This window comes from Paenibacillus sp. JT31N11 (assembly GCF_056269285.1).
In genome coordinates this window covers 126,071-150,048 of the sequence record NZ_JBWDNQ010000003.1, presented here as the reverse complement: position 1 = coordinate 150,048, position 23,978 = coordinate 126,071, and the positions used below count along the sequence as shown (strand labels likewise).

The 23,978-nt window shown below is 52.2% G+C and carries 23 protein-coding genes; 6 read left to right on the top strand and 17 right to left on the bottom strand.

Going from position 1 to position 23,978, the window contains the following annotated elements:
• Positions 1 to 251: 251 nt before the first annotated feature.
• Complete coding sequence (locus tag AC0YNV_RS13210; protein ID WP_475768522.1) at positions 252 to 1,559, top strand: NAD(P)-binding domain-containing protein; 1,308 nt, start codon at positions 252 to 254, stop codon at positions 1,557 to 1,559.
• A 197-nt stretch (positions 1,560 to 1,756) separates the two neighbouring features.
• Here AC0YNV_RS13210 and ppnP read toward each other — a convergent pair whose 3' ends face one another.
• From ppnP to AC0YNV_RS13190, 4 genes are all read right to left on the bottom strand, one after another.
• Positions 1,757 to 2,074 carry a pyrimidine/purine nucleoside phosphorylase gene (gene ppnP / locus AC0YNV_RS13205; RefSeq protein ID WP_475768521.1) on the bottom strand — a complete coding sequence of 106 codons (318 nt, stop codon included), beginning with the start codon at positions 2,072 to 2,074 and terminating at the stop codon, positions 1,757 to 1,759.
• A 150-nt stretch (positions 2,075 to 2,224) separates the two neighbouring features.
• Entirely contained in the window at positions 2,225 to 4,240 is a 2,016-nt protein-coding gene (gene tkt / locus AC0YNV_RS13200; protein ID WP_475768520.1) for a transketolase, read from the bottom strand.
• Positions 4,241 to 4,664: 424 nt separating this feature from the next.
• Complete coding sequence (gene purU, locus AC0YNV_RS13195; protein ID WP_475768519.1) at positions 4,665 to 5,564, bottom strand: formyltetrahydrofolate deformylase; 900 nt, start codon at positions 5,562 to 5,564, stop codon at positions 4,665 to 4,667.
• Between the two features lie 63 nt (positions 5,565 to 5,627).
• Complete coding sequence (locus AC0YNV_RS13190; RefSeq protein ID WP_475768518.1) at positions 5,628 to 6,755, bottom strand: deoxyribonuclease IV; 1,128 nt, start codon at positions 6,753 to 6,755, stop codon at positions 5,628 to 5,630.
• Positions 6,756 to 7,055: 300 nt separating this feature from the next.
• Between AC0YNV_RS13190 and AC0YNV_RS13185 the strand changes: the two genes are divergently transcribed.
• The 3 genes from AC0YNV_RS13185 (at position 7,056) to AC0YNV_RS13175 (ending at position 9,225) form a co-directional block, all read left to right on the top strand.
• Complete coding sequence (locus AC0YNV_RS13185; RefSeq protein ID WP_210038199.1) at positions 7,056 to 7,493, top strand: DUF2621 domain-containing protein; 438 nt, start codon at positions 7,056 to 7,058, stop codon at positions 7,491 to 7,493.
• Positions 7,494 to 7,650: 157 nt separating this feature from the next.
• Positions 7,651 to 8,235 (top strand): hypothetical protein, encoded by a 585-nt coding sequence (locus tag AC0YNV_RS13180; RefSeq protein WP_475768517.1) that lies wholly within the window; start codon positions 7,651 to 7,653, stop codon positions 8,233 to 8,235.
• Positions 8,236 to 8,322: 87 nt separating this feature from the next.
• Positions 8,323 to 9,225: a TIGR01777 family oxidoreductase gene (locus AC0YNV_RS13175; RefSeq protein WP_475768516.1), complete on the top strand. Its 903-nt coding sequence runs from the start codon at positions 8,323 to 8,325 to the stop codon at positions 9,223 to 9,225.
• 42 nt (positions 9,226 to 9,267) lie between these two features.
• Here the strand turns inward: AC0YNV_RS13175 and AC0YNV_RS13170 are convergent, their stop codons facing one another.
• From AC0YNV_RS13170 to AC0YNV_RS13115, 12 genes are all read right to left on the bottom strand, one after another.
• A complete protein-coding gene (locus AC0YNV_RS13170; protein WP_475768515.1) occupies positions 9,268 to 11,076 on the bottom strand; it encodes a DUF6382 domain-containing protein in 1,809 nt (602 codons plus the stop codon).
• Between the two features lie 18 nt (positions 11,077 to 11,094).
• Positions 11,095 to 11,613, bottom strand: a complete 519-nt coding sequence (locus AC0YNV_RS13165) for an A24 family peptidase (RefSeq protein WP_475768514.1) — start codon at positions 11,611 to 11,613, stop codon at positions 11,095 to 11,097.
• A gap of 30 nt (positions 11,614 to 11,643) precedes the next feature.
• A complete protein-coding gene (locus AC0YNV_RS13160) occupies positions 11,644 to 12,615 on the bottom strand; it encodes a TadE/TadG family type IV pilus assembly protein (protein WP_475768513.1) in 972 nt (323 codons plus the stop codon).
• Positions 12,578 to 14,806, bottom strand: a complete 2,229-nt coding sequence (locus AC0YNV_RS13155) for a hypothetical protein (protein ID WP_475768512.1) — start codon at positions 14,804 to 14,806, stop codon at positions 12,578 to 12,580. Before AC0YNV_RS13155 ends, AC0YNV_RS13160 begins: the two co-directional genes overlap by 38 nt.
• Positions 14,807 to 14,844: 38 nt before the next feature.
• Positions 14,845 to 15,504 (bottom strand): pilus assembly protein, encoded by a 660-nt coding sequence (locus tag AC0YNV_RS13150; RefSeq protein ID WP_475768511.1) that lies wholly within the window; start codon positions 15,502 to 15,504, stop codon positions 14,845 to 14,847.
• Between the two features lie 43 nt (positions 15,505 to 15,547).
• A complete protein-coding gene (locus AC0YNV_RS13145; RefSeq protein ID WP_475768510.1) occupies positions 15,548 to 15,736 on the bottom strand; it encodes a Flp1 family type IVb pilin in 189 nt (62 codons plus the stop codon).
• 95 nt (positions 15,737 to 15,831) lie between these two features.
• On the bottom strand, positions 15,832 to 16,713 hold the full coding sequence (locus AC0YNV_RS13140) for a type II secretion system F family protein (protein ID WP_475768509.1): 882 nt from the start codon (positions 16,711 to 16,713) through the stop codon (positions 15,832 to 15,834).
• Positions 16,714 to 16,732: 19 nt separating this feature from the next.
• A complete protein-coding gene (locus tag AC0YNV_RS13135) occupies positions 16,733 to 17,572 on the bottom strand; it encodes a type II secretion system F family protein (protein ID WP_475768508.1) in 840 nt (279 codons plus the stop codon).
• The gene (locus AC0YNV_RS13130) at positions 17,569 to 18,807 is read right to left on the bottom strand and encodes a CpaF family protein (protein ID WP_475768507.1); all 1,239 of its coding nucleotides are present in this window, start codon (positions 18,805 to 18,807) and stop codon (positions 17,569 to 17,571) included. Before AC0YNV_RS13130 ends, AC0YNV_RS13135 begins: the two co-directional genes overlap by 4 nt.
• Positions 18,773 to 19,915, bottom strand: a complete 1,143-nt coding sequence (locus tag AC0YNV_RS13125) for an AAA family ATPase (protein ID WP_475768506.1) — start codon at positions 19,913 to 19,915, stop codon at positions 18,773 to 18,775. Before AC0YNV_RS13125 ends, AC0YNV_RS13130 begins: the two co-directional genes overlap by 35 nt.
• Before the next feature lie 210 nt (positions 19,916 to 20,125).
• On the bottom strand, positions 20,126 to 20,599 hold the full coding sequence (ndk, locus tag AC0YNV_RS13120; RefSeq protein WP_475768505.1) for a nucleoside-diphosphate kinase: 474 nt from the start codon (positions 20,597 to 20,599) through the stop codon (positions 20,126 to 20,128).
• A 136-nt stretch (positions 20,600 to 20,735) separates the two neighbouring features.
• Positions 20,736 to 22,559: a M3 family oligoendopeptidase gene (locus AC0YNV_RS13115; protein ID WP_475768504.1), complete on the bottom strand. Its 1,824-nt coding sequence runs from the start codon at positions 22,557 to 22,559 to the stop codon at positions 20,736 to 20,738.
• 193 nt (positions 22,560 to 22,752) lie between these two features.
• On the opposite strand from AC0YNV_RS13115, the gene AC0YNV_RS13110 reads away from it, so the two are divergent.
• Together AC0YNV_RS13110 and AC0YNV_RS13105 are read left to right on the top strand one after the other, a co-directional pair.
• Positions 22,753 to 22,944 carry a YycC family protein gene (locus tag AC0YNV_RS13110; RefSeq protein WP_210038184.1) on the top strand — a complete coding sequence of 64 codons (192 nt, stop codon included), beginning with the start codon at positions 22,753 to 22,755 and terminating at the stop codon, positions 22,942 to 22,944.
• A complete protein-coding gene (locus AC0YNV_RS13105) occupies positions 22,941 to 23,171 on the top strand; it encodes a hypothetical protein (protein WP_210038183.1) in 231 nt (76 codons plus the stop codon). The genes AC0YNV_RS13110 and AC0YNV_RS13105 overlap by 4 nt, the downstream gene beginning before the upstream one ends.
• Positions 23,172 to 23,272: 101 nt before the next feature.
• Here the strand turns inward: AC0YNV_RS13105 and AC0YNV_RS13100 are convergent, their stop codons facing one another.
• Positions 23,273 to 23,977: a DUF2225 domain-containing protein gene (locus AC0YNV_RS13100; RefSeq protein WP_475768503.1), complete on the bottom strand. Its 705-nt coding sequence runs from the start codon at positions 23,975 to 23,977 to the stop codon at positions 23,273 to 23,275.
• Position 23,978: the final 1 nt, after the last annotated feature.

Genomic DNA, 23,978 nt, shown 5'->3' with positions numbered 1-23,978 from the left:
AAGCACCTCGTAAGCATGTCCTACGATAGCATTAGAATAATGGATTTCCCAGGCAAAAACAAGGCAAGCGGAGACAGCTCCGGCCGTCCTCCAGCAGCTCCCGGTGTTCCAGGCAGGCAGGACACCGGCGGCAATTGAACGCGAAAACCACATATACGGCAGTTGTTCCCGAAGGTTGTCCAATTCTTCTCCAGGCCTGTTTATGATAAAATGAGAAGATTATGATTCACCTGACAAGGAGATGAAAGTGGATGAATAAAATCGGTTTTGTTGGCCTTGGTGTCATGGGTGCACCGATGGCGGCAAACTTGCTTCGCAAAGGTTATCACGTTACACTTTACAACCGTACGCCGGGCAAAGTGGACAAGCTCCTCGAGCTTGGCGGCGAAGAAGCCGCTACACCGGCTGCCCTCGCCCGCAGCTCAGAGCTGATCATTACGATGATCAGCAACGACGATGCCATTCGTGAAGTTTACTATGGTGAGAACGGCCTGCTCAGCAGCGTTATGCCCGGCACGATTATTGTCGACAGCAGCACGATTTCGCCTGCATTGGCAAGGCAGCTGGCTGCCGATTCAGCGCAGCGGTACGCCGACTTCCTGGATGCGCCCGTCACAGGGAGCAAACCGTCCGCCGTGGATGGCTCGCTTGTATTTATGATCGGTGGCGACATTGAAGCGACTCACCGCATCAACGACGTGCTGCTGGCCATGGGACGTAAAGTCATTCCCATGGGACCAAGCGGCAGCGGAGCAACTGCCAAGCTTGCCCATAACACGGTAGTCGGCATTAATATTGCCGGACTGGTCGAAGGCATGGCCATTGCGGCAAGCGGCGGCATTGATGCTGCCTCCTTCATTGAACTTGTGCAGTCCGGCGGCGCGGCAAGCCGGATAGCCGAGATGAAAGGGCCACGGCTGCTTGACCGCGACTTCAGCGTTCAATTCTCCCTTTCCCTGATGCTGAAGGATCTTCGTCTTTCTTCCGCTCTCTCTGATGGCTTGAAGACGCCAACCCCCGTTCTGGAGACGGTCAAGAGCCTCTTCCAGATGGGCGAGTCCATGGGGCTTGGCGATCTCGATCTTTCGGCCCTGGCCAACTGTTATGAGCAGTGGATTGACAAGCGCCTTACCAACCACGGCGGTACACAGCAACTGCGGAACGAGCTTGCAGCTACCTCAGAAGCTGCAGGCAGGAGCGGAACGGATACTGGTGACAGACGAAAAAGCGAACGGGTGGAGCTGCAGATTCCATTGAAGCTGTCTGTCTATCAATGGGAGCAGGAAGGCGCCTTCTCCGGCCAGCTGATTGAAGGCATGCTTTGGGATCTCTCCGACAGCGGCCTTCAAATATCATCTTCTTCCCCGCTTGAACTGGATATGTTTATTGTTATCCATTTCCCCAAGGATTCGGAGCTTCCTCCGGTTACCGGGCGCATCATCCAGATCGAAACGAGCGGCAGCCAGTTCCGTTACGGCTGCATGCTGGCAGGCCTCGCTCCTTACCAGCGGCTGCAGCTGGAAGCTTACATTGGCAAGCAGGTCATCATTGCCGATTGAGCCTGCGGCCCGTTGTGGCACGTTTTTCCCTGACATTTCAAGAAGAAACAGCTGCCCGCTGTCCTTTGGAGGTTAAGCCAAGTTTTTTCCTTCGGAAATATAAGCGATGTATGATGAAGTTTTATACTTTCATACGTTTACAAAAAAGGCTGCTCTGCTTATCCGAATGGATGAGCATCGAGCAGCTTTTTTCACGGTTATTCTTGAATATAAGAGCAGCAGTAGTCCGTAACGCCTGTCACTTTAAGCTTGAATTTGGAATGCGCAGGAACCGTGAACTCGCCTTCTCCGGAGATCGTAATCCACTGCTCGTCTCCGGGCAGAAGGATTTGCAGTTCACCGGCGAGGATTTCCATAATTTCCTTGTCATCCGTGCCAAACTCATATTCCCCCGGCAGCATGATGCCAAGCGTTTTTTTTGTGCCATCGGCAAACAGCACGGTACGGCTGGTCACTTTGCCGTCAAAATAGGTATTGGCTTTCTTGACAATGGTTACATTTTCGAACTGGGACATGTGGGTATAAGCTCCTTTTATTATAGGTGGGATGTTTTAGAACGAACTTCGGTAGAAACGAATAATGTCATTTCTTTAGAAAGAAGGCGGGGACTGAAGGCCGCATTGCGACCGCCCCCGCCTCATTCAAGCTGCTGCCGGCGCTTTAGCCTACAGCAATTCTTTCACTTTGCTGACTACGTTCGCAACAGTGAAGCCGTATTCTGCAATGACACGGTCGCCCTTGGCGGATGCGCCGAATGTATCAATTCCGAGAATGGCGCCCTTGTCGCCTACGTAACGCTCCCAACCGAACGGGGAAGCCATTTCAACAGCCAGACGCGCTTTAACATCCGGGAGCAATACGGAATCCTTGTAAGCCTGCGGCTGCTGTTCGAACAGATCCCAGCTCGGCATGCTGATAACACGAACCTGGATGCCATCTTCTGCCAGAGCTTTCTGGGAAGCGACAGCTAGCTGCACTTCCGAACCGGTCGCAATAATTTGCGCTTGCGGCTTACCTCCGGCAGCATCGGATACGATATAAGCGCCTTTGGCAATTCCTTCGCGGGCATTGGCGATTGTACCCTCAAGGATCGGCAGATTCTGGCGAGTCAATACCAGCGCAACCGGCTTGCTGCCGTTCTCAAGCGCATAAGCCCAGGCTGCGGAGGTTTCATTGGCATCGGCAGGGCGGATCACCGTCAGACCCGGAATAATACGGATCGATGCAAGCTGCTCGATCGGCTCATGAGTGGGTCCGTCTTCGCCGACAGCGATACTGTCATGCGTCAAAACATACACTACCGGCTGCTTCATTATGGATGCCAGACGAATTGCCGGACGCAGGTAATCGGTAAAGACGAAGAATGTGCCTCCGTAAATTTTCAATCCACCGTGAAGGCTGATCCCGTTCATGGCTGCAGCCATCGCAAACTCACGAACACCGAAGTAAATATTCCGGCCATCGTACGCACCCGCCTTGAAAACCGGCAAGCCTTTGAGATGCGTCATGGTCGAGCTCTCCAGATCTGCCGATCCGCCGACAAGATTCGGCACGCCTTTGGCCAATCCATTGAGCGCATTGCCTGAAGCAACTCGCGTGGATATCGCTTTGTCCTCTGTCGTATAGACAGGAAGCTCCTTGTCCCAGCCCGCAGGAAGCTTGCCGCTGATCGCAATTTCAAATTGCTTGGCCAGATCGGCATGTGCGGCTTTATAGTCAGCGAACAGCTTGTCCCATTCCGCATTGGCTTTCTCGCCGTTTGCTTTAACCTCGGCAAAGTGAGCGCGAACTTCATCAGGCACGAAGAACGGCTCATTGTTCCAGCCGTAAAACTCCTTCGTCAGCTTGGTCTCGTCGGCGCCGAGAGGTGAACCATGCGGTCCGGCATGTCCGCCCTTGCCGCCTTTGTTCGGGCTGCCGTAGCCGATTACCGTTTTCACTTCGATCAGAGTCGGCTTGCCGCTCTCCGCTTGCGCTGCCGCAACAGCTTTGGCAAGAGCATCCAGGTCATTGCCGTTTTCAACGCGCAGCACCTGCCAGCCATAAGCTTCGAAGCGTCCATGAACATTTTCCGAGAAGGACATGTTCAGTTCGCCGTCAAGCGAGATATCATTAGAGTCGTAAAGCATAACGAGTTTGCCGAGCTTCAGATGGGCTGCAAGGGAAGCCGCTTCACTCGAAACACCCTCCATTAAATCTCCGTCGCCACAGATCGCATATGTGAAATGATCAACTACTTTAAAGCCTTCCTTGTTGTAAGTGGCGCCCAGCTGTGCCTCGGCGATTGCCATACCTACTGCCATGGCTACCCCCTGGCCCAGCGGCCCGGTTGTTGCGTCAACACCGGCCGTATGGCCGAACTCCGGATGACCCGGCGTTTTGGAGCCCCATTGACGGAAGTTTTTCAACTCCTCCAGAGGAAGGTCGTAACCGGATAAATGCAGCAGGCTGTAAAGAAGCATGGAGCCGTGACCTGCCGATAATACGAAACGGTCGCGGTTAATCCATGTCGGATTGGAAGGGTTGTGATGCATGCTTTTGGCGAAGAGCTGGTATCCCATCGGTGCAGCACCCATAGGCATACCCGGGTGGCCGGAATTAGCTTTCTCAACCGCATCGATGGAAAGGGTGCGGATCGTATCGACAGAAAGCTGGTCGATGGATTTCTGTGTGACTGTCATAACTTTTAACTCCTCCTGTTCTCATGTCCATTCCTAGTCTCTCTTCATTTATAAGAAAGTATAAATAAACCTTCAAAACTTTACTTATAAACGCAAGATGACCCTTGTTTTTTCTGGTGTTGCGCTGTCTATTTTTGCGCGCACTGGCTTTGAAATATTGTACCATTACCTTTTCCCCATTTCCATCCTTTATCAAACCGCAGGGCAAACATTCGGTCGAATCTTTCAAGACTGCTGACCGAATAAGCCGAACCGGGCGAGGCTGTACTGCATTATTTTTTGTAATTATGCTTTTGCATGTAAATCCTCCAGTTTGCTGAATGATGCTTCCTGTGGACAATAAAAAAAACGTATCCCATCCGCCGCTGCGGATCAGATACGTTTCACATGCCAGGTCATGCTCTTCATGTTCATGAAGTTTATGTTAATTAAAAACAACCGTTTTGTTCTGATGCACCAGGAGGCGGTCTTCGATATGCCACTTCACGGCACGGGCGAGCACAACACGCTCAATCGTCCTGCCGATCCGCTTCAGATTGTCGACATCATCGCGGTGGCTGACCCGCTGCACGTCCTGCTCGATAATCGGTCCGCCATCAAGCTCCTCTGTCACATAATGCGCCGTAGCCCCGATAATTTTCACTCCGCGCTGATATGCTTGAGCATAAGGCTTCCCTCCGACAAACGCCGGCAGGAAGGAATGATGAATGTTAATAATCCGGTTCGGGAACTGCTCGATAAACTTCGGAGTAATAATTTGCATATAGCGTGCCAATACGATCAGATCGGCTTTGCCGACGACCGCTTCAAGCTGCTGTTTCTCAGCTTCCGCCTTCGTGTCTGCTTTTACAGGAATGTAATGATAGGGAATACCGAAGGACTTAACCAGCTCTTCCATGTCGGGGTGATTGCTGATAACCATCGCGATATCGGCTTCCAAATCGCCCGCCTGCCACTGCCAGAGCAGCTCCAGCAGACAATGGTCTTCCTTGGATACAAATACGGCAAGACGTTTCTTGCGGCTGGCGCGAAAAATCGACCATTTCATATCGAAGCGATCGGATACCCGGGCAAAATCCTCCTGCAGGACAGGAAGCTCACGCTCCAGGTCATTAAGGTCAAACTCAAAACGGATAAAAAACATTCCGCCGCCCGGATCCATGGAATATTGATCCGATTGAACGATATTTGCTCCGTGCTCGTACAAAAACTGGGAGACAGCAGCGACAATCCCCGACCGGTCCGGACATGAAATCAGCATTCTTGCCCGGTTCCGTTTGTCGGGACGGTCCGAGAACTGCTGGGGTTGATACGTGTTTGCCATAAAGTTGCAGACTTCCTTCCATCGCCTTTGATATTTAATGCCGCAAGATCTACTGCCTATGCCCTATGCGTTCACAAGCAGCTCTTTGCCTGCAAACCATCCCGTAATGCGCTGGTTGATCGCTTCCTCCGACAGCTCGGAAAGAATACGGTTCTCTGCTACAAGCTGATACAACCGGTCCATCGGCTCCCGCGGATCAGCCTTCTTCGCTTTCGCATCATTTTTCAGCACATCCCAGGTTTGGAGCACAAAATCCCGGTGATCGATTTCCTGCTTGCCGAAGAAGTGGTGCAGACGCTCAACGTCGCCGAGAAACTCCTCCCCGAAACGTTCCTTGGTGTCTCCCCGCAGCAAAGCGATTTCCGCTTCGTACATAGGACGCTGCGTCTTGTCTTCCTGGCCGATCCACGGCGTCTCCAGAATGAAAGGCCGACCTTGCAGCTCCGAATGATGCACGATTCTGTTGATCGCTTCATAGCCGAGGAAGCCCGCACCGACAGGAGCATGACGGTCCTTGCCCGCACCGCGCCCGTTTTTGCTATCATTGACGTGAACAACGGCAACCCGGTCCAGCCCAACGATCCGGTCAAATTCGGAAAATACCGCGTCCGGATCGCCAATGAGATCATATCCGGCATCATGCATATGACAAGTATCCATGCAGACTGTCAGCCGATCATTCTCATGTACTTTTTCTATGATGCGTGCGAGCTCTTCAAAGCTGCGGCCGATTTCCGTTCCTTTTCCGGCCATAGTCTCAAGAGCGATATTGACGTTCGTTTCCTTGGTGCCGTCAAGCACCTCATTAAGTCCTTCGGCTATTCGGGCAATGCCGTAATCCGCATCCTTATCGGTGTATGCGCCGGGATGCAGCACGATGTTGCGGACGCCAATCTTGTCGGTGCGGCGGATCTCCTCCTGCAGAAAACGGACAGCCAGCTCGAATGTATCTTCTTTATAAGAACCCAGGTTAATAATATACGGGGCATGAACGACAATCTCGTTAATGCCGGCTTCGTTCATCAAAGCCCTGCCTTCTTCAATGTATAGATCTTCTATTGGCTTGCGTCTGGTGTTCTGCGGTGCTCCGGTATAGATCATGAAGGAACTCGAACCGTATGAGATTGCCTCTCGCGCTGCGGTCAGCAGCCCTTTGTCAGAAAACGAAACATGGGACCCGATTTTCAACATAATTTATTCACTCGCTCCCTTCATCTATAACAGCCTCTATTACTAGCAGCCCGTCTATCAACTAGGTTTGTCCCTCTCATTTTACAGGGAATAGAAAAATAAATCTAGGAGTCTGTCCGCTCAGCCTTATTTTGCATATAAGCAGATTATTTCGTGCAGATCCTTCCTTCCTATCCTGTTGTTGCAGCCTGGGCGCGACGTGGATTATAATTAATTTAACTGCAGCCAAGGAACAATGGAGCCTTCTGCTTACAATGGCAGCTGCGCATCGGGTATAATAGCATGAAGAGGTGATCGGATATGGGCAACACGCCGAATTGGTTTATGTATTTTATCGTTTTCTGGGCGTTTGTCATGCTCGGATTTATGTCAATAGGCGGTTACTTTATGTTCCGTAAATTTTTGAAGGTTTTGCCCAAGCGTGACGGCAAATCCAAGCTTGATTGGCAGAACTATTGGGTCGACCGCAGCAGGGAAATGTGGCCGGAGGATTCAAAGACCTTTCTTGAGCGCCTGGTTTCGCCTGTCCCCAAAGCCTTCCGCGACATCGCCAAACATTCCATTGCCGCAAAAATCGCACAGGTTGCCGTAGAAAGCGGAGCGTCTGAGGTCACACAGGGCCATTGCATCGAAGGCTATATCCGCGCCACGCCCAAACGTGATTACCGCAGCCTTGTCAGCTTTTTGGAGAAACAGGGGATCGATTATACTCCTTACAAGCACTTGCTAAACAAATAAACAGGAGCCCCTCGCTTCATGCCTATAAGCCAGTAAAACCGCAGCTTAAAGCCACCTCGCAGGTGGCTTTACCTGTATCCGCAGCAAGGCCTGTGTCAGATTGAAAGGAAACCTAATCGGGTATACATACGTTAAAGATAGCAGGAGGTGTTCTTCAATGAACCATACACAAATAAAACGAAGCAAAAACAAGAGAACGCTTTGGCTGATCGGTTGTGCAATTGCTCTTGCCGTTATGGCTGGCTGCAACAGCGGGGGAAACAATAATACGCAGGACAATGGCGACACTTCACTGCCGGCCAATACAGATGTGAACAACAATGGAAGTACAAACAGCAATAGCGGCATGGACAACAGTGGAAGCACGAATAACAATGGAAGCGTGACAGATCCCGGTACGGCTGTACCTGATTCAGGTTCAAATAATCCGGCACCGGACAATGCGAATTCCGGTTCATCCGAATCCCCTGATAACGGAACGGAAGGGAGCGCAAATACAGACCCTGCCCAGGATACCGTGTTGAAGGGGGAGGGAGAGTATGTCGGTGAAGTGGACACCCATTCCGTGGAAATCAAGATGAATGATACGGCGACTGTCTTTCAAGTGGATGATGAGGTGTCCAAGCAGCTCACCAGCCTAAGCGATAATTCCAACGTTACTTATGAATACATCGAGAAGGATACAGATGTGGATGGAGAAAAGGTCAAGCAATATTGGCTGAAAAGCATCAAGCAAAAATAACTGCACCCTTCAGGGGATAACAGAACAGGACGATAAATCAAACCATACTCATCATAAATTGTGCATATGAAAATGGGGGCGCATGGGATGAAGGTTGCGGTGACCGGCGGGACCGGTTTTGTTGGAGGCAGGCTTGTCGATGCATTGCTTAACCGCGGGGATGAAGTAACCATCATCTCCCGAACAAGCTCCTTACGGCATGAACGAACGGGATTGAAGCAGATAACGTGGGAGGATCTCGCTATATCCCCAGAGATTCTTGAGGGTATTGACGCGATTGTGAATTTGGCAGGCGAATCCATAAATCAGAAATGGACCGAATCGGCCAAGGTCCGAATTCTTCAATCCCGTCTCGATGCTGCTGAGCAAATCGAGAAGTTGGTTGCTTCTCTGCAGCAAAAGCCCGATGTTGTCGTCAATGCATCCGGTATATCGATATATGGCACTTCAACAGATAAAATATTCGATGAAGAGAGTCCAATCAACGTAAACGACTTTCTCTCGGCCGTTTCGCAGAAGTGGGAAGCCGCAGCAGACCGCATCAATATCTCCCGTCTGGTCAAGGTAAGAGTAGGTGTAGTGCTCGCCAGCGACGATGGTGCTTTCCCTAAAATGCTGATGCCTTACCGCCTGTTTGCCGGAGGTAAAATCGGCACCGGAAAGCAGTGGCTGTCCTGGATACATATTGAGGATATGGTTCGACTCCTTCTATTCTGCATCGATAACAGCCAAATCAAAGGTCCCATTAACGCGAGCGCTCCCGAGCCTGTAACCAATGACCGGTTCGGCCGTGCATTGGGGGCTGCTTTCCACAAACCGCATTGGTTTCCGGTCCCCGGCTTCATGATGAAATTAATGTTCGGCGAGCTGTCGACGCTGCTTCTGGAGGGGCAGCGGGCTGTCCCGGGCAAAGCGTTGAATAATGGTTTTGAATTTCATTATCCCACCATAAAAAGCGCAATGGAGAATATCGCTGTGCATAATGGATAAGTAGCTTAACGTCGAAACCTTGTTATAGGATAGCATAACGGATTATTCGGCCCGAAATTTATATTTCGGGCCTTTGTCGCCTGCAAGCTGTAAAATGTCGCCATGTTGGAGCTGGTAAATTTTATATGGAATCATGCTGTCTCCGTTCAGCGTGCTTCCATTCCTCGATCCGACATCCTGGACTGTCCATGCTTCTCCTGCTGCCATCAGTTCCACATGCGAGCGGGAAATTCCTGATGAGGCATCCACATAATGCGCCGCTTCGGCTGATCGGCCAATGACAAAACGCTCGGCCACCATGGACACCTTGTTCATCTTGCCCTCCGCGTCTCTTTCCAGCCATGGAACAACCAGCTGTCGCTCCTGGGCTGCGGCATCGTCACCCCCTAGCAGCACGGTTATATCCTGTTGAACCTCCATATTTTGCGTGGGCCCGGACCCTTCCTGGGAGGGAACGGTAAACGAAGGCGATGGGGCTGCCTTTCCCCGTCCGGCATCCGACTCGTTAATAGATTGTTGGTTTGCGCGATCATAGTCAGATCCTTGGGGTGTATGACTCATTGCAGGTGCATCTGAAAAGCCATCCGGGACTGCCATGGATGGTCCGGAAGGAACAGGGGGGCGACCCTGTGCGAATGCCTGCGCTTTGAGACCTGACAGACGGGTTGACCAGGAGCTCATCACGGCTGGAAGCTCATGATTCATCGTAACGCTGTCACGATTTAATAACGATGAATCTGGTACAAACCCCTCTTCATCGTCGGACCATTTGCCCACGCTCTCCCCCTCAAGATCAGAATCCTCACTACCGCCGACTTTCCGTTTATAGAACAGCATCCCAGCTCCCACCATTAAAGTGAGTCCCAAACTGATCAACAGACTGGTTCGTGTAGGCGAAGCCATATACAGATATCGCCATATCAAGGCGGCAGCCAGAATAAACAGGCAGCCCAGGATCCATTTCGGTCTCGAAGAGCCGGCATCCGCTTCATCCCTCGCCTCCTCATCGTCAAGCTGCAAGAATGGCAGCTCTCCTCCCTCTGGAAGTGCTGAAAATCTCCCGTCTCCGGCTTTTTTTCCTGCAGCTGCTTCAACCTTCGGTGCCAGAGGTTCAGCTCTGCTTCGCGATTTCGTCTCTTCCTGCACCGTTATGCCAGGCTCACTGAGAACAGGCTGCAGCAGGCTGTTCGGCTGTCCGGGAATAACCCTGCTCTTATTCAATTGAATTGGTTCGGCAGGAGGAGGTACAGGTACTCTGTCCCGGACACCAAGGTGATGATCCTGAACCAAGGTCAGCAAGGTTTGTCTTAGTGCTCCCCAGGAAATATACTCACCCTTCAAATGCTGGAATACCCGCTGCAGCCCGATGCCATCCGGTTGATCAATATGCGCGATCCAGCGCACAGCCATCGCAAGCATAGCTTCACCCGCCGAGGGAAGAACCCCTTCCCCGCTCAGAGGGATATATGCGAGGCCGATATCCTGCCAACGCTCACCCACAAAGAGATACTGCTCATGCAGCATAAATCCGGCAGGCCTGAGCATATAATGCTGGCAATCATCGATTGCCTCCACGATCGCCAGCAGCAGCAAGTAGAAATCCCCCATCGTTAGCGTATGCGATTGCAGCTTATGCATGAGCATTCGTTTTCCGTTCAACGGATAGCGAAAGCTGACTCTCCCGTCGATATCAATCCATTCCACATCAAGCAGCTTAGGGATTTTTTGCGCCTGCAGCATATGAATTTCAATCTCATCCAACATCTCGCGGGTTATGCCCGATTCCCGGTCAACGATCATCTCGTGGCCGCGATTCATCAAAAAATCGATGCGAAAAGCTTCTAATCCCATCCTGCATTCCTCCTTCCTCTACAAACCAATGATTAACCAGAAGGTCAAAGCCCCGGGAGCAACCGCCAGCATAAATGGAAAACGCAAACCCTCCGCAGCCAATTCCTTGAACGACTCCCGCTTGCTCCATACGTTCGGAACAAGCAGAGAATACAGCCATGCTTTCATGCGTCTTCCGAGTTTGCTGTGAAAGAACAATAACACAGCACCAGCTGCACCAGCATATAAGATGGCGTACATCATGACCTGAACAACCGCCGCAGCGCCAATCCATGCACCAAGCGCCCCGAACAGCTTTACATCTCCAGCTCCAATTCCCTTGAGCGCATAAATTGCGAGCAGCGGCAGGAAACCCGCCAAAGCACCCAGCAGCGAATGGCAACCGCCATTGATGCCGCCGGCGAACAGATGATAGCAGCAGCCAGCGACAAAAAAAGATGCCGTAAGCACATTCGGAATTCGCATTGCCCTGATGTCGCTAATGAAGGCTGCTAACAGCAGCAGCGCAGCGGCAGCGCCGGAAATCCATGATTCCATAACGGCAATCCCCCCTCTGTAGGGGAATGGTTACCCCGTTCTCTTCTGTACCACAAAATGTCTGGTAACCTTCGTACCATCATCAGCCGTAACCGTCAGCTCCCATACGCCAGGCGTTGTATTGCCCGAAACCAGCCACTGCCAGACCACTTTACCTTCACCATCTGCCGTGGCTGCCCCCAAATGCTTCGCTTGGCTCCGCCCGCTCTTATAATCGATAACCAGATCAAGTGTCCGACCGGGATCTGTCTGAACGACCAGACTCGCCTGACGCCCTGGTCTGAGAGGATCAGGTTCAATGGACACAATCTGGATCAGAGCCTCTGCTGTCTCCCCACCCTCTGCATCTCCACGCGGAGCCTGAATAGCATCGCTGACCCATACACGCTCCTCAGCCTGATCCTTAAGAACAATCGTTTTTTGGGTGAATGGAAAACCGAGCTTGAATGTATATTCCGCTTCGATCCGAAGATAAGGTTCGGCGCGATCTTCCAGATCCGGAAGTGAAAGGAGGCTCAGCTTAAGCTGGTCCGGCTCAAGAATCGACTGATCCGCCTCCTGCCGCAGCATCGGTTCTATTACTGCACGGGCCAGTTCGGTCGTTGCGGCATCCTGCACAGGCTTCCAATCTCCCGTCAACATCGCCGTCATCAACAAACCGGCAGGGGCAGGAAGCCAGCCCTCCAGCTTTTCAGCAACAAGGGGTATACCTGGAAGAGGCGGCTGCAATGAAGACGGTGAAGAAGGTTCGGATGAAGGCAGTTGCTCCGAGAGATAATGGGAAGCAAGCTCAACCGGACGGATATTGGCAGCTGCCTGCCGGACCGTCTGCGATGCCGCGCCATGAAGAGCCATCTGCACCGAACATAAACGGATCAGACAAATGAAGAAAATAATGACCATAAGCACAATCGGCATGATAAGCGCTGCTTCAAGCGCAATGCTTCCCGATTCGCCCTGACGTCTACTGGTACGACCAGCCGATCGTTTTTGTCGCTTCATAGCGGCTGCCCTTCACCTTTCCATTCAAAATACCGGATGCCGTAAAGCTTTTCAGCAGCCCCGGCAAAAACCACAGATTAACCGAAGCGGTCAGCTCACCGGATACGCCCGTTGAGGTTCCGGACAGCGTCATTCCTGTATTCTGCTCGATAACTGCGATCGTCCGCGCTGTCCGCTTGTCACTGCTCCCATGCAGCAGCAGAAATACCCGCAAATAATCAGGATAGGTTAAATCCGTGGAAACATATTTGGACAAGGGGGTCTTCCCTTCCTTGGCCAGCATCATCATATCCCCGATGGATTTCTCCAAGCCATAAAGTAAAGCCCCGGCAAGCACAAGCAGGGGATGCCCCAAACCTCTGCTTTCGACCAGGCCCTCCATGGTCCGGATTGCAAGCCGAAAAGCAAATATTTCACCGTATGCAGCGGCAATATTGGCAGCAGGATCGTGAAACCCATACAATATATATTCCACCTCCTGATTGCCCAGGCTCAGGGAATCTGCAAATTCGCTTCCGCCTCCGCTTGTCATAATAGACTCAAAATGCTTCGGATCATAAGCATGGAAGCGGTGAACGATATATTCGTTCATATACAAGGGATCGCGAATGCCTGTCAGCATGTCGGCCATCCCCGAGAATATCGAACCCATGCCATCCATGGAGGATGCTGCAGCATCATTAGGATCAAGCTGTTCAGCCTCCGGCAGCTCATTGTCCCCAGCCAGCTCATTAAATTGAAGATTGGCTTCGAAACGCTGTTTGACTTCTTCGAAAGCTTTCTGATTTTCCGAATTTGCGGAAGCGCTCATCCCACTCATCCAGCCGCGAACCTCGCTCCACTTGGATTTGGCCTGTTCTTCCTTCTGCTTCCGCTGTTCGTCTGATGACTGGCGCCCATTCATCTCATTGGCCCTGGCGCTGATAATTGCAGCCGGCCTAATATAGTTGGCCGCATAATGATTGAATTCATTTTGCAGTCCACCCGCGCTGGCAGACATTAATGAGCTTGAACCTGGGTTTGAGAGAGCCATCGATATAGCGCTTTGAAATTCCGCTGTCCCGTCATCAAATGCAGCAAAACCCGCCGTCTGTGCGGATAATTCCCTCTTGTATGCAGTAAACCAATCATCGGAGAGAAGCATATCCTCGGAACTCTGTCTGGCCTGCTGCAGCTGCGAAATATTCGCCGAAGCATCAGACGCCGGCTGATCATCCGTTTGCTCGCCGCCTATCCGGTCATAACCGCTGCTGTCCTGATTTTCCTGCAGCTGTTGAATAACCGTCCTCATCTCATTATTGCAGCGCCGGGCTTCCTCCAATTCCTGCGAAGCTTTCAGCTCAAGCTCCCGATGCCGCGCCAACGCTTTATGGCTTGCTTCTAATAATTCATTGGAGGCAGTTCTCGCCGAATAAGCATAAGAGCTTATTTCCATAGCATACATGGGTCTCTCCCCTTCAGGGAGTGCAGAATCATGGGCAATCCAGCCGAGATATGAGCTATAACCGGATATAATATTTGCAGCCGTTCCCCCTGACGAGCCCGAACCGCCCGCCGGAAAGAAAGCAGTGATCCCCTCTTCCGCAGATTGGGCCGATTTTCGCTGCAGCTCCAATGCTTCCCGCAGGTGCTTTTCTCGCTCGTCATACAGCTTGCGGACTTCTTCGAGCACCTCAACGGAAGCCGCAGCTTCCTTCATCGCCCCAGCCAAAGGAGCGAATTTGGAGACCACTTCAAGTGTAAAATCAATTGGCGCTTTATATTTCATCTCTTCCATCACCTGCCGCTTAAAAACCTCATGCGTACCAAGAACCTCATAGCTGTTCACATGTGAGTTCTCTGATTGTATACGCAGCATTTGAAAAGCATTATGATCACCCATCCAGTTGTTCTGCGTGACATGCTGGAATATTTCATTCCGGTCCGTTCCGCCGGCGCCAAACAAGCCATACTTCTCATACAACGGGCCATCATATGCGGACAGCGCAGAGCGGACGCCGGATTGTGCCGCAACCTCCAACTGCTTCTGAAACGCGGCGATCCGCGCATAATCAATAAGCAGTGATGTCAGCAGCAGAATACCTGTAGTGGCAACGATAAGATAAATCGAAACTGCACCATCCTCGCTATTTATAAATCCTCTCCGGCGCTCGCCTTGCTGATCATAATGCTTATATCCTCTGACGATCATCCCCTCCATTCGCAGCCTTTTTCCAAATCGGCTCCCTTCTACTTTTTCATCAGGGAACGTTTCTCAAGCACCTTCGAGGCTTGCTTTCGCTTGGAATCGGCGTCAGGCGCATTTCCGAATTTTGCTGTATAATACCTCACCAGATCGATGTTCCGAATCAGCTCTACAGGATCAACAACAGCAGCTTCGCTGACGGCTCTGGGCTCGGAATGCCCCAGCATAGTTTCCAGAGGCCCAATGGACAAAGGCTGCCTCAGCTTGACTCCGATTCGTTTCTGGAGCAGTCCGTAGGAGTAGCTCATTTCGCCCTCGAAGGGCTGCGGAATCCTCTGTGCGATCTTGCCCATTTTAGCTGCCGGAAGTGCGGAGGGAGTCTCATCTATACTTTCATCCTGACCGCTGACGACGTCGCCACCTATAGCCACAACATATTCACCACTCTCGCTGCTCCCGCCAAAACCGAAGAGCGATTGCAGAGCGCCATTATCGGACATCCGCCAATAGAGACCATCATAATGACCTGTCTGCCCCATGCCGCTCAACGGGTCACGGTAGCTGTTATCCCAACGGAATGCGGCCCGCTCCGCAGAGACCGAGGCGGCATCATAAAGAACGACCTTCTGGTACATATACATGCTCAGCATTATAAGAATGAGGAGAGCGAAAAAGATAGCCGGAAGCACCATGGATGACTCCAAAGTGAAACTCCCCTCCTCCCCTTTAAGCCAACGCTGAAGCCGGCTATTCATTAAAAATTTCGTTGGCTTTGTTATCCGCTTCGCCCATGAGATTCTGCAGCAAGCCGATAATCCAATCCTTGAATAAAAGCGCCAGAATAATAATTACAGCAATAATAAGCACGATTTCCAGTGTGCCGATGCCGTCATCGTCACTCCAAAATTTACCAAGACCGTTCATTTGTTTTTCCATATTCAAACTCTCCTTTTTGTCGCTGCGGATATCCGCACTCATAATGAATTTATGTATTTGCCAGTCATTGAACGCAAGTGCTGTATCGGCAGACTCTAGCCGCCCATCAGCATAATAGCCGGAGAGGCAACGAGCACCATTAGAATAAGGAATATTCCTACAAGAGGAAAAACCAGCTTCGAGGATGCCTCTTCGCCCATGGATCTGGCAACGGCCTTGCGCTTGTCCCATAAGGTATATGACAGCTCCTTGAGCGATAGAGAAAGCTTGTCTCCACCGCGGCGGTAGTTGAGCAGCAGCGTTGTGGTGAACAACGATACCTCCTGCACCGCGCAGCGTCTGCTGAAGGCTTCCATCGCGGCTGCGAAGGATTCGCCATTGCGGATGCCTTCATTGGCCCGGCGAAGCTCTTCGAGCAACACGCTTGACTGCTTGCCATCCTTCCGCAGGGTGCATCGCAGAAGCGCCCGCTGAACCGTTTCTCCCGCTCCCAGCAACAGCATGAGCTTGCTCAGCACTTCAGGAAGCATCAGCAGGATCTCCTGCTTGCGCCGCTCAACTTTCTTCCCCGTGTCCCTCCATCTGGCTACCGGAATCCCGACGCCAAGCAAACCCCCGACAAGCAGAAGGGTGTTCTCCCCGCTGAGCAAGCTGAGCCAGCAGCTGGCGACAATGGCCAGGTAGCCGATTCCCACTGAAAAAGCAACAAAAAGCCTTGTCGACTCGATTGTCCAGCTTGTTCCGCCCAGAATAAGCAGTTTTCCATGCAAACCTGCCAGCAGCGTCTGTATGCGATCCCAAACACCAGAGCTGTCCAGCAGAAAATAAAACGGCTTGATCACTATTTTTCGATTATTCTGTGTATCCAGCGACGATTGGCCGGTCAATGAGGCCGCGTAATGCTTGTCTTTTTTCCCCGCCATAATGAAGGCCCAGGCCCACACGAAGGTCAAAGCCGCTCCAAGCAGCAGGCTCATGTTTTTCCCGCCTTTCTCTTTACATCCGGATATCCATAATTTTAGTCATAATCCAGTAGCACAGAAGCAATAACAGAAGAGAAACCGTCAGCAGCACATAGCCGATTCCTCCATACAGAGGTTCCATATAGTCGGGAGCACTGAATCCAAGGAATGCCAGGAATACGAATGGAACAGCCATCATAATCCGGGATTCATAACGTTTCTGTGCAAGCATAACCGTAATATCCTGTTGAATATCCAGCTTCTCTCCAATGGTTTGCGATGTCCTGCGGATCACTTCAACCAAATCTCCGCCTGAACGCTTGCAGGTTGCGAACACATCAACAAACTGGGCGATATCATCGATTCCAGCCCTCTGACTCAAATCTTCCAGTGCATGCTCAAGAGGCTCCCCATAGGCCATGCGGGTTCGGATAATTTCAAATTCGACCAACACCTCGGTATCTGGATCCGGGTAGAGCAGTTTCAGGTCATCCAGAGCAGTAACAAATGCGTTCTCCACGGAGCGCCCTGCAGCAAGTGAGGAGGTAACGGAATACAACGCCTCTTTGAACTGAAGAGTTAATCTCACTCTTCTCCTGACCAGGAGGCTCTTGCGGTTCATCCGTGGAGCGATCAAGCCGGCCAAAGATAGAATAAGCGCGACAATTACAGAGCGGTAGAAAAGATAGGCCGCGGCAAACATTAATGCCCATCCGACAGCCGCGGCGAGGATGAACTGGCGTCTGCTCAGATGGTATACCGAATAATCCGGCAAACCGTTAATGCTCTGAATCTTACGGACCGAGTCAGCATCCAGAGGCCAGCCAAGCCATTCCAACCAGCCCTCATTGTTCTTCCTGATTTTCCGCTTCATCCCACCTCCTCCCTGATTGCATCCTCTAGACCTGCCATCTGGAGCTTCCATCTTCGCTTCAGCCGATTGCCGGTAGGCTTCAAGGTGCCGATTACCCGTCCGGCTGTCTCCCCCTCCTCCTCGAAACGGTAAAGCGACTGAAGCGACACTTCCCCATCCTGAACGCCGGTAATTTCACAGATCTCCGTCACGCGGCGCGTACGGTCGCGCAGGCGGGACAAATGGACAATAATGTCGATGGCCGAGCCGATCTGCTGACGGATAACCGTAATAGGCAGATCGGCACCACTGAGCACCATCGTCTCCAGTCTGGCCATCATGTCGCGGGCGCTGTTGGAATGCCCGGTTGATAAGCTCCCATCATGTCCGGTATTCATCGCCTGCAGCATATCGATGGATTCCCCGCCGCGGACCTCGCCGATAATGATGCGGTTGGGCCGCATCCTCAGCGATGCCTTGATCAGCTCACGCATGCTGATCTCGCCTTTGCCCTCGGTATTGGCATTGCGAGTCTCCAGCGAGACCAGATTGGGTATCGAGGCAATTTGGAGTTCTGCTGAATCCTCGATTGTAACGATTCGCTCATCAGCCGGAATAAACTGGGACAAGGCGTTAAGGAAGGTGGTTTTGCCCGATCCCGTTCCCCCGCTGATAAAAATATTGTATTTGGCGGCGACGAGCTTGCGCAGCATAGCCGCAGCTTCTTCCGTGAGCGCCCCGAGCGCAATCAAATCATTCATGTGAAGCGGCTTCTCCGGGAATTTGCGGATCGTCATCGTCGGCCCCTTCAAGGCAACAGGCGGAAGCACAATGTGGACACGCGACCCATCCTTCAATCTGGCATCAACAATGGGAGAAGACTCATTAACGACACGGTTGACTCCGGCCACTACAGCCTGAATCAGATCCTCCAGACGCTCGCGGCTTTCGAAGGACTGCGGAAGCCGCGTCAGCTTGCCCGCACGCTCTATGAACATCTCCTCATGGCTGTTGATCATAATCTCCGTTACCGTCGGGTCATCCATCAGCGGCTGAAGCAGATCAAGCCCCCGGAATGCGTGGAACAGACGGCGGACCAGCTGCACCTTCTCGCTTGCAGTCAAGGGATGCTCGCGGGACCATTGAAAAACTGTCCGTTCAATCACTCCCATGAAATCCGCATCGGATATCGCATTATCCATGTCAAGCTGGCCGCGTATCTTAGCTTTTAGCTGCAGTACGATTTCCTCTTGCATCTTCCCCTCCCCTTTCCAAAATAGCCAGTCGGACCAGCAGCGCTTCAACAGCGCCCCGGTACAGGGGTGAGCTGCTGCCATCCGCCCCCTTATGCTCGTTCATCCATTCCGTCACAAAAGGCAGCGCCCCCTCCAGACGGAGCTTCAATGCCTCCTCGCAGATGGAATCATTATTCCAGAAACGGGCGTTAACAAATTTAAACTTTCGCCTGTAAGCCAAAAATTCATCTCTCCATTTCTGCTCGCCGTAGCACAGGGCAAGCTGTGTTTTGCGGAGCACTCCCGCGTCCCCGGTTACCAGCCACAAGGTATGATTTGCAGCCTGAAGCACCGCATGATGAAGCTCTTCCAATCTGCTGTCCAAATCAACGATGACCAGATCGTATTGCCGGGAACCGGCGATTGTATTGATTAACAGCCTTGTCTGATCCCCGTTTAGCGACAGGAGCTCCCCGGCGTTTCCGCCCGGTGCAAAATAATCCATCTGGAGCGTAGGATGGCGTTTGCGCAGCTCCGATAATCGAAGAGACGATTGCTCCGGTTGGGCCTGCAGGGTGTAAAGCATTTGTGAGAAATCCTCCGGACCGTCATCTCCCAGCCACAGCGACGTCGCATTCCACTGTTCCAGATTCAAATAAAAAACACGTGCACCACGGACTCCCGCCTGCTGGGCAAGCTGAATCGCAAGTGTCGTCTTGCCCACTCCTCCGGCCGCCGAATAGACGGCAATCACAGGCGCATTCGCTCCCCCCTTCCGAACTCCCGTATGCATGCCTGCTGCGGCATGAACAGCGGACATAGCCTGCAGCAGCTGCGGCAGAGGCTGGTATTGCAGCACCTCCGTGCCTTGCGGATATTGCCCTCTTTGGTCGATAAGCGCTGCAACCGGTACGCCAATTGGCGGCTCGCCCATCTCTTCAAGAATGGATGGCTGGGCTGCAATCAGATCCACAGCATAACCCCCGCGAATAAAATGCCGCAGAGCAGCCGGATTTGTAAAAGCTGTCAGCTGCCATTCCTCTCCGAACGGGGAATGACGGATATATTCGGCTAAGCGCTCGATATAGCCCGATTCCTTGACAGCAACGATCAAACTTCGTTTGTTCACGCTGTGTCTCCCCTCCCTGCTTTGCCTGATAAAGAGTCTGAAAAACACAAAAAAGCACCATAACAACGCAGATAAACTGCGCAATTACGGTGCTTCCGTATCGCTCAACTATGAATGACCACAATTTACCACGACATCCTGCATATCGTCAACCCCCAAATTAACAAGATGAATTTGACCCGGGGTTCGGATTATGGAAGCTTCACCAACCTAGTGAACCGTGCCTTCCACCGGATAGCTATCAATCTCATCAACATTAAATCTTGGGATATCAGGCTCCTCTGCGTCTCCGAAAAACAAAGCGATTTCCCGGCCGGCACTTTCAGCGGAGTCCGAGCCATGAATAATATTTTCCGAAACCTCAAGCGCAAAATCCCCTCGTATCGTTCCTGGCGCGGCGTTTGCCGGATTGGTCTGGCCGATGAGAAGACGGGCGCCAGCTATGGCATTCGGCCCTTCCCACACCATCGCACACACCTTACCCGACGTCAGAAAGCTGACCAGCTCTCCGAAAAAGGGTCTCTCGCGGTGCTCCCCGTAATGCTGCTCCGCCAGCTCGCGATCAATCATCATCAGCTTCAGATCCTGGAGCTTAAAGCCCTTTTGCTCAAAACGTGTAAGGATCGGACCGACTAATCCCCGCCTTACCCCATCCGGCTTAACCATAACAAATGTGCGTTCCATGCGGCTTATCTCCTTTGAGTATCGGCTCGGCGGCGCAGCAGTGTATGCCGTACCGCCACATCTTTATAAGTCTTTCCATAATCCGCCAATATTCATTCATCGGGAGAGAATACATCCACAGCCGCAGGAAAACAGCCTATTTATTCTTTAAATCTTCGGTCAATTCCAAAAAGGTTCGTACATCCTCTGTGGTCAGGGCAACCGCCGCTCGCCAGAATTCCGGCTCATCGAGGCGTACGCCCAAATGCTTCTGCGCAAGCTCCTCCACCGACATCAGGCCCGTATCCCTAAGCAATGCCACATAACGTCCAGCAAATGCAGGTCCCTCCTGCCTGGCCTGCGCATAAATACCGCTGCTGAACAGATAACCGAAGGTATAAGGGAAATTGTAAAAAGGTACATCCGTCAAATAAAAGTGCAGCTTGGATGCCCAGAAATGCGGATGAGCCTCGCCGAGAATGCCGCTGTAGGCTTCGCGCTGCGCTTCCTCCATCAGTTTGCAGAGCTGCTCGTGATCAACCATTCCCTCTTTGCGCATCTGGTAAAAACGGGTCTCGAAGAGAAAGCGGGCATGAATATTCATAAAAAATGCCGTCGACCGTTGAAGCTTATCCTCGAGCAGAGCCAGCTTCTCTTCGGGATCCTCCGCCGCCTGCATGGCCGAATCGGACACGATCAGCTCGGCAAAGGTGGATGCTGTCTCCGCCACATTCATAGCATATTCCTGGGCAAAGGGAGGCATATCATTCATCACATGCTGGTGATAGGCATGGCCCAGCTCATGGGCAAGCGTGGAAATATTGGATGCCGTGCCGGAATAGGTCATAAAGATCCGGGTCTGTTCGCTTTTCGGAAAGGCTGTACAGAAACCGCCGGGCCGCTTGCCAGGACGATCCTCCGCTTCGATCCAGCCGTCACGGAAGGCCATCTCCGAGAAATCGGACAAATCCGGACTGAACGCGCGGAACTGCTCCAGAATGAACGCCGCTCCTTCATCGTAGGGAACCGTCCGTGTGGCGGATCCAATCGGCGCGTCTACATCATGCCAGTCGAGCTTCGCGACGCCAAGCAGCTCCGCTTTGCGCTCCAGGTAGCGGACAAGCTCAGGCTTGCCTTCATTAACGGCTGCCCACATGGCGTCCAGCGTCTTCTCGCTCATCCGGTTCATGGACAAGGGCTCCTTAAGCACCGAATCCCAGCCACGTCTGCCATACAGCTTGAGCCGGAATCCGGCGATCCGGTTAAGCGTCTCCGCGCTCAGCTCAGCCTGTTCTCCCCATACTCGTTCCCATTCGGCGAAGGAAGCCTCGCGTATCGCTCTGTCCCCGCTGGAGAGACGGTTGTGCATTTGTCCTGCCGAGAGGGATTTCACTGTTCCATCCTTCTCCACGGCTTCAAACCGCGCGCGGGATACGATCGTGTTGTAGAAATCGCCCCACCCGTGATAACCGTCAACCGCAAGCTCTCCGGCCAGCGCCTCCAGACTCGGCGGAAGCTTCTCTTTTGCCGCGCTGCGGCGCTCATTCAAGGTAAAGGCAAGCGGGCTTATATCCTCTTGTTTCAACCAGCTCTGCCACTCGGTCTCATCTGTCAATCGCAGCTGCTCGTCATAATTGGTGAGCGCTGCATTGAATTTGGAGGCCAGTGTTTTCACCCGGTCGCTAAGTCCGCTTGCCGCCGTGTCCTTCACCTGCTGCGCCATCAGGCAGGAGACGAAAGATTCCGACTGGCGGAGCCTGAGCAGGATGGACTGAATGCGCTGCGTCCAATCCGAAAGCTGCCCCAGGGAAGCAGTCGATGCAGGCTCGCCCTGTCCCCTGGCTGCAGACGATTGCAGCCCTGCAGCCAACGCATCGATATCCGACCCGATGCCTTTTAATTCCGCTGCGAAATCCTCCGACTTTGAGCCTCCTTCGTACAGAACGTCCAGATTCCAACTTTGTGGATACACTTGCTCCATTGCCGCATTCCTCCTCCAAACTGATAATTGCCCTATCTTTTGCTCTCGCGTTGCGATTTCCACGTCATCGGTGTATAACTGAATTATAACGAAAGCTTGACCCCTATTGCCAATATTTCGTTATTTAGCTTGAGTTTTCGCGCGGCGAGACGGGATTTGCCCGGCGCCGGCCGCCATACGAGGAGTTGATTGCATGTCCAAACCGTTACAGCTCTCGGCCGAAACGGCCATCAAACTGTCCAAAGAGTTGAATGTTCCGCTTGAGCATCTGATGCATATGCCCAAACATATTTTATTGCAAAAGCTGGCTGAGCTTGCCAAGGCAAGTCCTGCTCCCGAGAATCCCGGATCTGATGAATCCGGCAAAGGAGCCTCCGATTCGTGATTCCCTTCGAGCGCACCTGGCCTTATGACATTCTCATGAAAGACCTTTACGTGCCGTCCTGTCCGTTCTGCGGCAGGGATAACGTGCTGCTGCCGATGAGGCCCAGGGAGCTGGCTGATGTTCGAAGCGGCAAGAAGCGTCTGCTTGTTTTTCCCTGCTGCAACAGCCGTGTAACGGTCATTGATGCGGATCAGGACTATTTGCTAACGGATACCAAGCTTAGGTGACTTGTCTCAGACCTGTTCTTTCATACCATTTTCACTCCATGACAAAGAAGCCGCCCATAACCGGACGGCTTCTTTTGCATATTCCTTCAGAGACCCATTTCTTATGCGTTAATCTTGGCCTGCACACCATCAATAAAATCCGTATTTCCGGCATTCTCCAAGCGCAGCAGCTGCCATTGCTCGCGGGAGGCGCGGATCATCGAACCGTCCGTAATTTTTTTGTCGTTCACCACGCGAGAGAACCAGCGCACAGCGTCGATTGGGTCACCTAATCTCCGGTGCAGCTCGCCGATCAGAAACATCAGCTTCGCATTGTTCAAATCGACGCCTTCCGTCTCATAGACGCGGACATAAGCACCGAGTGCAAACCGCAGAAAGCGAAGCTCCTGCTCCGTCTGCTCCTTATACCGGTAAATCCATGCGATATGATGCAGGATGCCTGCGATAACGCGTTCCTTATCACCAATCACCTGGGCGCATATCAAAGCGAACTTGTAGCATTCGAGTGCCTGGTCCTGAGTCCGGCTCCCGCCGTAGTCACGCACCACCCAATGCATTCCAATCCTGTCGTAATAAAGCTTCTTCTGTGCATCGCTCAGCTGTTCAGCGCTATTCTCAGTGGAGGCGAAGCCGCATTTGGGACATACCCGAACCACATAATAATCAGGATTGATTTCACTCTTGAAATGCGCACAAAAATCGCTGTCACGCGATGAAGCCTTCTTGAAGCTTGGTCTAACGCGCGAGCTCTGATACTCCGCCTCACAACAAATGCAAGTGACCGAGGTTAAATAGAGCGGCTCCATG

Bases quoted from the DNA above. Each gene is read 5' to 3' on its own strand.
- AC0YNV_RS13110 (WP_210038184.1), top strand. From the start codon at position 22,753: ATGTCCAAACCGTTACAGCTCTCGGCCGAAACGGCCATCAAACTGTCC.
- AC0YNV_RS13135 (WP_475768508.1), bottom strand. From the start codon at position 17,572: ATGAAGCGGAAAATCAGGAAGAACAATGAGGGCTGGTTGGAATGGCTT.
- AC0YNV_RS13140 (WP_475768509.1), bottom strand. From the start codon at position 16,713: ATGAGCCTGCTGCTTGGAGCGGCTTTGACCTTCGTGTGGGCCTGGGCC.
- AC0YNV_RS13185 (WP_210038199.1), top strand. From the start codon at position 7,056: ATGGGCAACACGCCGAATTGGTTTATGTATTTTATCGTTTTCTGGGCG.
- AC0YNV_RS13145 (WP_475768510.1), bottom strand. From the start codon at position 15,736: ATGGAAAAACAAATGAACGGTCTTGGTAAATTTTGGAGTGACGATGAC.
- AC0YNV_RS13210 (WP_475768522.1), top strand. From the start codon at position 252: ATGAATAAAATCGGTTTTGTTGGCCTTGGTGTCATGGGTGCACCGATG.
- ndk (WP_475768505.1), bottom strand. From the start codon at position 20,599: ATGGAACGCACATTTGTTATGGTTAAGCCGGATGGGGTAAGGCGGGGA.
- AC0YNV_RS13170 (WP_475768515.1), bottom strand. From the start codon at position 11,076: ATGGGATTAGAAGCTTTTCGCATCGATTTTTTGATGAATCGCGGCCAC.
- AC0YNV_RS13175 (WP_475768516.1), top strand. From the start codon at position 8,323: ATGAAGGTTGCGGTGACCGGCGGGACCGGTTTTGTTGGAGGCAGGCTT.
- AC0YNV_RS13100 (WP_475768503.1), bottom strand. From the start codon at position 23,977: ATGGAGCCGCTCTATTTAACCTCGGTCACTTGCATTTGTTGTGAGGCG.
- AC0YNV_RS13155 (WP_475768512.1), bottom strand. From the start codon at position 14,806: ATGATCGTCAGAGGATATAAGCATTATGATCAGCAAGGCGAGCGCCGG.
- AC0YNV_RS13165 (WP_475768514.1), bottom strand. From the start codon at position 11,613: ATGGAATCATGGATTTCCGGCGCTGCCGCTGCGCTGCTGCTGTTAGCA.
- AC0YNV_RS13115 (WP_475768504.1), bottom strand. From the start codon at position 22,559: ATGGAGCAAGTGTATCCACAAAGTTGGAATCTGGACGTTCTGTACGAA.
- ppnP (WP_475768521.1), bottom strand. From the start codon at position 2,074: ATGTCCCAGTTCGAAAATGTAACCATTGTCAAGAAAGCCAATACCTAT.
- purU (WP_475768519.1), bottom strand. From the start codon at position 5,564: ATGGCAAACACGTATCAACCCCAGCAGTTCTCGGACCGTCCCGACAAA.
- AC0YNV_RS13190 (WP_475768518.1), bottom strand. From the start codon at position 6,755: ATGTTGAAAATCGGGTCCCATGTTTCGTTTTCTGACAAAGGGCTGCTG.
- AC0YNV_RS13130 (WP_475768507.1), bottom strand. From the start codon at position 18,807: ATGCAAGAGGAAATCGTACTGCAGCTAAAAGCTAAGATACGCGGCCAG.
- tkt (WP_475768520.1), bottom strand. From the start codon at position 4,240: ATGACAGTCACACAGAAATCCATCGACCAGCTTTCTGTCGATACGATC.
- AC0YNV_RS13160 (WP_475768513.1), bottom strand. From the start codon at position 12,615: ATGAAGCGACAAAAACGATCGGCTGGTCGTACCAGTAGACGTCAGGGC.
- AC0YNV_RS13180 (WP_475768517.1), top strand. From the start codon at position 7,651: ATGAACCATACACAAATAAAACGAAGCAAAAACAAGAGAACGCTTTGG.